This is a genomic window from Micromonospora sp. NPDC004336 (assembly GCF_053602615.1).
The window spans coordinates 1-5918 of sequence record NZ_JBSGDY010000257.1; the positions used below are offsets into that span (position 1 = coordinate 1).

Genomic DNA, 5918 nt, shown 5'->3' on the forward strand with positions numbered 1-5918 from the left:
AGACCTTCTCGGTCCGCAAGATCAGCTTCGGTGTCGGTGTCGAGCGCACCTACCCGCGTCCGGCCGGCTCGCGGACGCCTCGGGCCGACTCATCGACCCGTCGGGCCGGCTCGCGGACGCCTCGGGCCGCCCGGGCGATGACCGGCCGACCATCTACGGCGAGGTCACCGACCGGCCGCTCGACCTGGCGGCGCACGAGGCGGCCGTCGGGGACCGGCGGGCCGGCGCGGTCGTGTCGTTCCAGGGCGTCGTCCGCGACCACGACCACGGCCGCGCGGTGACCAGCCTGGAGTACGAGGGCCACCCGAGCGCCGAGCGGGTGTTGCGCGAGGTGGCGGCCGAGATCGCCGCCGACCCCGACGTGTACGCGGTCGCCGTGTCGCACCGGATCGGCCCGCTCGCCATCGGCGACGTGGCCCTGGTGGCGGCGGTCAGCACCGCCCACCGGGCCGCCGCGTTCGAGGCCTGCGCCCGGCTGGTCGACGAGGTCAAGGCGCGGCTGCCGATCTGGAAGCGGCAGGTGTTCGCCGACGGCACCGAGGAGTGGGTGAACTGCCCCTGACGCCGGCCGGCCGGCCCGCTGGGCGCGGACGAGCGCGGCCTGAGGCCGGCCCGTCCGCTCGGCGAGGGACGAGCGTGGTCTGACGCCGGCCCGTCCGCTCGGCGAGGGAGGAGCGCGGCCTGACGCGGCCCGCCCGCTCAGCGGCGGACCAGCGGGGGGCCGCTCAGCGGCGGACGAGGGCGGTTTGGCGGCCGATGCGGTCGCCGTAGAAGGCCGGCTCGGCCCCGGGCCGCCACGGCAGGGCGGCGACGAGCACGATCAGCGCCAACGCCAGCGAGTTTTCCATCAGGGCGCCGAAGAGGCCGTCCTGGTAGTGCGACACCTCGGGGAGCTGGTGCTCGTACGGCCAGATCGGGGAGACCAGGAAGAGCAGGTAGAGCCCGACCGCCGCGACGCCGTGCCGCAGCCCGGTGAGGGTGGGGTACCAGATCGGCGGGCGCAGCCCGTTCACGCCCGGCAGCCCGCCGTACGGGCCCTGGCCGGAGCGCTGTGCCGGCCCCCGACTGGCGTCCCGTCGGCGTACGGCGGCGTCGGCCAGCACGATGATCGCCGGGATGACCCAGACCAGGTGGTGCGTCCAGGAGATCGGGCTGATCACGTTGGTGGTGAGGCCGACCAGGGTGAACGCCGTCAGCTCGTCGCCGTCGGCGCGCGCGCTTGCGGCCCGGGACAGACCGAGCGCCAGCATCAGCACGGCGAACGACAGCCAGAGCAGTCCGGGCGTCTCGATCGAGTCGTAGAGCCGGGCCAGCAGGCCGGCCAGCGACTGGTTCGGCGTCATGTCGGCGGCCCCGACCCGCTCGGTCTGCCAGAGCACGCCGCCGAAGTAGGCCCGGGACTCGGTGCCGACGACGGCGAAGGAGCCGATGGTCACGGCGACCACCGTGCCGACCGCGGTCGCCGCCGCCCGCCACTGCCGCGTGAGCACCAGGTAGGCGATGAACAGGGCCGGGGTGAGCTTGACCGCGGTGGCCAGGCCGATGCCGACGCCGGCCCACGCGCCGCTGTAGACGAAGCGCAGCAGCGGGCCGTCGGCCTCGGCGACGTCGGCGCCCCGGCGCGACCGCCAGCGCAGGCCGATCAGGTCGGCCATGATCAGTGCGAAGAGGAGCAGGTTCACCTGGCCGTAGCCGAGGGTCTCGCGGGCCGGTTCGATGGCGACCGCCAGCGGCGTCGCGATCGCGACGGTGTACCAGAGCGGCCAGCCGAGCCGGTCGACAATCGGGCGGAGCAGGCCGGCCAGCACGATCGCCAGGGCGGCGATGCTGGCGAGCGCGTTGACCGTCCCGGCCAGCTCGACCGGCAGGTGCGCCATCGGCAACATGACCAGACCGCCGAACGGTGGGTAGGTGAAACCCAGGGTGGTGCCGGGTGCGATGAACTCGTAGAGCTCGTGACCGCTCGCCCACCACACCACCGCGCCGTGGTAGATCTTCATGTCGAAGAAGTTGTACGGCCGCCCGAAAGCACCGATGGCGAGCCATGCGGCGAAGGCGACGGCGGCCACGATGCCGGTCCGTACGACTGTCCTACGATCGATCCCACGCGTTACGCGACGGACTGGGGCGAGGCGGCCCACCCGTCTTCCGACGGTCGCCGGCATGGCGTGGCCACCCCCGTACCAAGGTCGTCCTACCCGTCCAGGTCCTGCACGGAGCCTAGAACGGCGCCTCACGTTAATGCCTCCCGCGTTATGCGACCGTGTCCGATCCCACACATGTTTTTGACATTTCCACCGCGTTAACGCCTACCGGGTGGTTCAGGTGATTCGTGGGCGTTGGCGGGTGGGACCGGCGGAGGGGAGGAATAGACGCAGGTCAGCCGGGGAGTCGTCGGGCCGTCGCTGCCGATCGTACGGCGATTCGGGCCTCCCTGCGGGCGATACGGACGGCCCGCTGCACGGAACGTCGGGAATGGCCGATCCGGTGACCGGTCCGCCAGCGCAGACCCGGCTTGCCGCCGGTGTCCGCCGCCGCGAGCAGCAGCCCGCCGAAGAGGCCCAGGTTCTTCAGGAAGTGGATCTGGTTGTTGTTGCGCGCCGCCGGGTCGTCGGTGTTCCAGAAGGGATGCCCGGCGATGGTCACCGGGACCAGCGTACCGGCGAGCACCAGCGCCGCCGGCCGGGCGAAGCGTCCGGTGGCGAGCATCAGGCCGGCGCCGACCTGGACGGCCGCGTTGACCCGGATGAGCGTCTCGGTGTCGGTGGGGATGCGCGGGTCGGTCCTCTCCAGCAGCGGCGTGACCCGGTCGGTCACCGGCTTGGCGGCGGGGACCAGCCGCCCCGGGTTCTTGAAGTTGTGGAACCCGCTGACCACGAAGATGCCGCTCAACATGGCGCGGGCGAGGGAGCGCACGGGTTTCATGGCTCAGTCATACCCCGTCACCGGCGCGACTACCCCCGCAACCGCCGATCCGGATCGGTCGACGTGGACATCCGCCACGCCGATTCGAGCGACCGTCGCTGATGGACCGGCGACGAGGGGTAACGTCCCCCGAGTGACGACGTTGCGGCTGCGACCCGAGGACCCGGCCGACGCCGGCGCGGTCCGTCGGGTGCTGGCCGCGGCCTTCGCCCGGCCCGACGTGGCCACGCCGCCCGAGGTGGAACTGGTCGACGAGCTGCGCGACAGCGACGCCTGGGTGCCCGAGCTGGCGATGGTCGCCGAGTACGGCGGCGAGGTCGTCGGCTACGCCCTGCTGACCCGGGTGCGGGTGAGATCCGACGCCGAAACCGCCCCGGCGCTGGCGCTCGGCCCGGTGGCGGTCGCCCCGCACCGGCAGCGGATCGGGCTCGGCTCGGCGGTGGTCCAGGCCGCGCTGGACGCGGCCACCGAGCTGGGCGAGCGGCTGGTGGTGGTGCTCGGCGCCCCGTCCTACTACCACCGGTTCGGCTTCGGCAGGGCCGACCGGATGGGCCTGACCAGCCCCTGGTCCGGCCTCGGCGACCCGTGGCAGGCCCTGGTGCTCCCGCCGACCACCAGCGGCGAGGGCCCGCCGCCCCGGGGCGAGGTCGTCTTCCCCCCGCCCTGGTCGAAGGTCTGACCTCCGCGCCGGCCCACCTTCGAGCCGGCCGGCGGGGTCAGGCCGGCTGGGTGCGCAGGTAGCGGCCGAAGTGGGGGACGGTGAAGGCGACCGTGCCGCGCTCACCCGAGTAGATCAGGCCCTTCTTGATCAGCGCGTCCCGCGCCGGGGAGAGGCTGGCCGGCTTGCGCCCGAGGGCGCGGGCGATCTCCGCCGTCGGGACGGCCGCGTCCATGTCGTCCCGCCCGCCGCCGTCGGTCTCCCCCTCCACCAGGGAGAGGGTGGCCATCGCCCGCATGTATTCGCGCTCGGCCGGGGTGGCCCGCTCGAATCGGGATCCGAAGAAGCCGACCGCCAGCTCGGCCTCCGCCTCGGGCGCGGCGACCCGCACGTCGGCGGCGGTGATCGGCGAGCGGGGCGCGTGGTCCCAGGTCGCCTTCCCGTACGCCTGGACGAAGTATGGGTAGCCGCCGGACTTCTCGTAGAGCAGGTCGAGGGCCTTCTGCTCGTACTCGACCTCCTCGCGCTCGGCCGGCGCGCAGAGCGCCTGGTCGGCGGCGATCCGGTCGAGGCGGTCGATGCGCTGGTAGCGGAAGAGCCGCTCCGAGTAGGACTTGGCGGCGCTGAGCACGGCCGGCAGGTGCGGCAGCCCGGCGCCGACCACGATCAGCGGCGCGCCGAGCTGGGACAGCTCGTGGCAGGCGGCGCAGAGCGCGGAGACGTCCTCCGGGCCGAGGTCCTGCATCTCGTCGATGAAGATCGCGATGCCGGTGCCGACGTCGGCGGCGACCGCGGCGGCGTCGGTGAGCAGCTCGACCAGGTCGATCTCGATGTCGCCGGAGTCGGCGCGGCCGCTGGCGGCGGGCACGTCGATGCCGGGCTGCCAGCGGTCGCGCAGCTTCGGGGCGGCGGTGCCGCGACCGGCCGGCGCGGTGCGCTGGGCGAACGCCTTGAGCACGCCGAGGAAGGCGTCGATCCGGTCGGGGGCGCGGTGGCGGGGCGCCAGCTCCCGGACGGCCATGTGCAGGGCGGCGGCGATCGGGCGGCGCAGCGACTGGTCCGGCCGGGCCTCGATCTTGCCGCTGCCCCAGAGGTGGTTGATCGCCTGGGAGCGGAGGGTGTTGAGCAGCACCGTCTTGCCGACGCCGCGCAGGCCGGTCAGCATCAGGCTGCGTTCGGGCCGGCCCCGGGCGATGCGCTCCAGCACGACGTCGAAGACGTCCAGCTCGCGTCCCCGCCCGGCCAGCTCGGGCGGGCGCTGGCCGGCGCCCGGGGCGTACGGGTTGCGGACCGGATCCACGCATCGCACAGTATCGGGCCGTCTAGCTGCGGGGCTAGACATCCGTAGATGGGGGAATCGGCGTGTCGGGCCGCCGTCGGAGACCCGGGATCGGCGTCGAGACAAAACTAGGGCTGTCTAGCGTCCATGCTAGACAGCCCTAGTTTTGGCAATCATCGCTTCTTGAGGCAGAGCACGTAGTCCAAGGCGTTGATCGAGTTGTTGTGCACGTAGTTGGCCGTCGACTCCGGCGCCCGGGTCTTGCACCGGTCCCCGTCAGTCGTGCCGGGGATGCGCAGCAGCACCTCGTACGTGTTCGGGCCGCAGGGCACCTTCCGCAGCTCGGCGTCGGTGGCGGTGCCGTCGTTGACCACGCAGTCGCCCTTGGCGAAGGCGTCGTCGTCATCCTCGGACGGGCTCGGCTCGGCCGAGGTCGGCCCCGCGCTGGGCTCGCCCGTCGGCCCGGTGCTCGGAGCGGCCGAAGCGCTCGTCGTCGGGGCCGTGATCACCGGCTCGTCCTCGTCGCCGGACTGCCAGACCGCCCAGCCGGCGATCCCGAGACACGGGCAGAGCAGGAGCATCACCACCAGGCCGATGATCAGGGCGACCTTTCCGCCGCCCTTCTTCGCCGGCGGGGCGACGGGCGGCGTGCCGAAGCCGCCGCCGGGCGGCGGCGCGCCCCACTGGTCACCGGCCACCGGCGCGGGCGTGGGCCCGGCCGGCGGGAACGGCCCGGCCGGCGGGTAGCCACCCTGCTCCGCCGACGACTGACCACCCGGCGGCGGATACCCGGCTCCGGAGCTGGGCGGCGGCGGGTAGCCGGCTCCCGAGCTGGGCGGCGGATACCCGGCTCCCGAGCTGGGCGGCGGCGGATAGCCCGAGCCGGAGGTCGGCGGCGGTGAGGGCTGACCCCACGACGGCTCGGCGCCGCCCGACGGCGGCTGCCCCCACTGCGGTGCGGCGGGCGGCTCGGCGCCGCCCGACGGCGGCTGGCCCCACTGCGGTGCGGTGGGTGGCTCGGTGCCGCCGGACGGCGGCTGGCCCCACTGCGGCTCG

6 protein-coding genes are annotated in these 5918 nt (G+C 73.8%); 2 read left to right on the forward strand and 4 right to left on the reverse strand.

What is annotated here, in order from left to right; translation table 11 throughout:
* The first annotated feature begins 151 nt into the window (after positions 1 to 151).
* A complete protein-coding gene (locus ACWENR_RS29065; protein ID WP_452280148.1) occupies positions 152 to 562 on the forward strand; it encodes a molybdenum cofactor biosynthesis protein MoaE in 411 nt (136 codons plus the stop codon).
* Between the two features lie 163 nt (positions 563 to 725).
* On the opposite strand, the gene ACWENR_RS29070 is transcribed toward ACWENR_RS29065, so the two are convergent.
* On the reverse strand, positions 726 to 2165 hold the full coding sequence (locus ACWENR_RS29070; RefSeq protein WP_452280144.1) for a glycosyltransferase 87 family protein: 1440 nt from the start codon (positions 2163 to 2165) through the stop codon (positions 726 to 728).
* A 214-nt stretch (positions 2166 to 2379) separates the two neighbouring features.
* Complete coding sequence (locus tag ACWENR_RS29075; RefSeq protein WP_452280145.1) at positions 2380 to 2925, reverse strand: DoxX family protein; 546 nt, start codon at positions 2923 to 2925, stop codon at positions 2380 to 2382.
* Between the two features lie 133 nt (positions 2926 to 3058).
* On the opposite strand from ACWENR_RS29075, the gene ACWENR_RS29080 reads away from it, so the two are divergent.
* Positions 3059 to 3604: a GNAT family N-acetyltransferase gene (locus tag ACWENR_RS29080; protein WP_452280146.1), complete on the forward strand. Its 546-nt coding sequence runs from the start codon at positions 3059 to 3061 to the stop codon at positions 3602 to 3604.
* 37 nt (positions 3605 to 3641) lie between these two features.
* On the opposite strand, the gene ACWENR_RS29085 is transcribed toward ACWENR_RS29080, so the two are convergent.
* Entirely contained in the window at positions 3642 to 4883 is a 1242-nt protein-coding gene (locus ACWENR_RS29085) for an AAA family ATPase (RefSeq protein WP_452280147.1), read from the reverse strand.
* A gap of 152 nt (positions 4884 to 5035) precedes the next feature.
* Positions 5036 to 5464 (reverse strand): LppU/SCO3897 family protein, encoded by a 429-nt coding sequence (locus ACWENR_RS29090; protein ID WP_452280149.1) that lies wholly within the window; start codon positions 5462 to 5464, stop codon positions 5036 to 5038.
* Positions 5465 to 5918: the final 454 nt, after the last annotated feature.

Excerpts from the sequence above, each read along its gene's own strand:
- ACWENR_RS29075 (WP_452280145.1), bottom strand. The coding sequence starts at position 2,925 with ATGAAACCCGTGCGCTCCCTCGCCCGCGCCATGTTGAGCGGCATCTTC.
- ACWENR_RS29070 (WP_452280144.1), bottom strand. The coding sequence starts at position 2,165 with ATGCCGGCGACCGTCGGAAGACGGGTGGGCCGCCTCGCCCCAGTCCGT.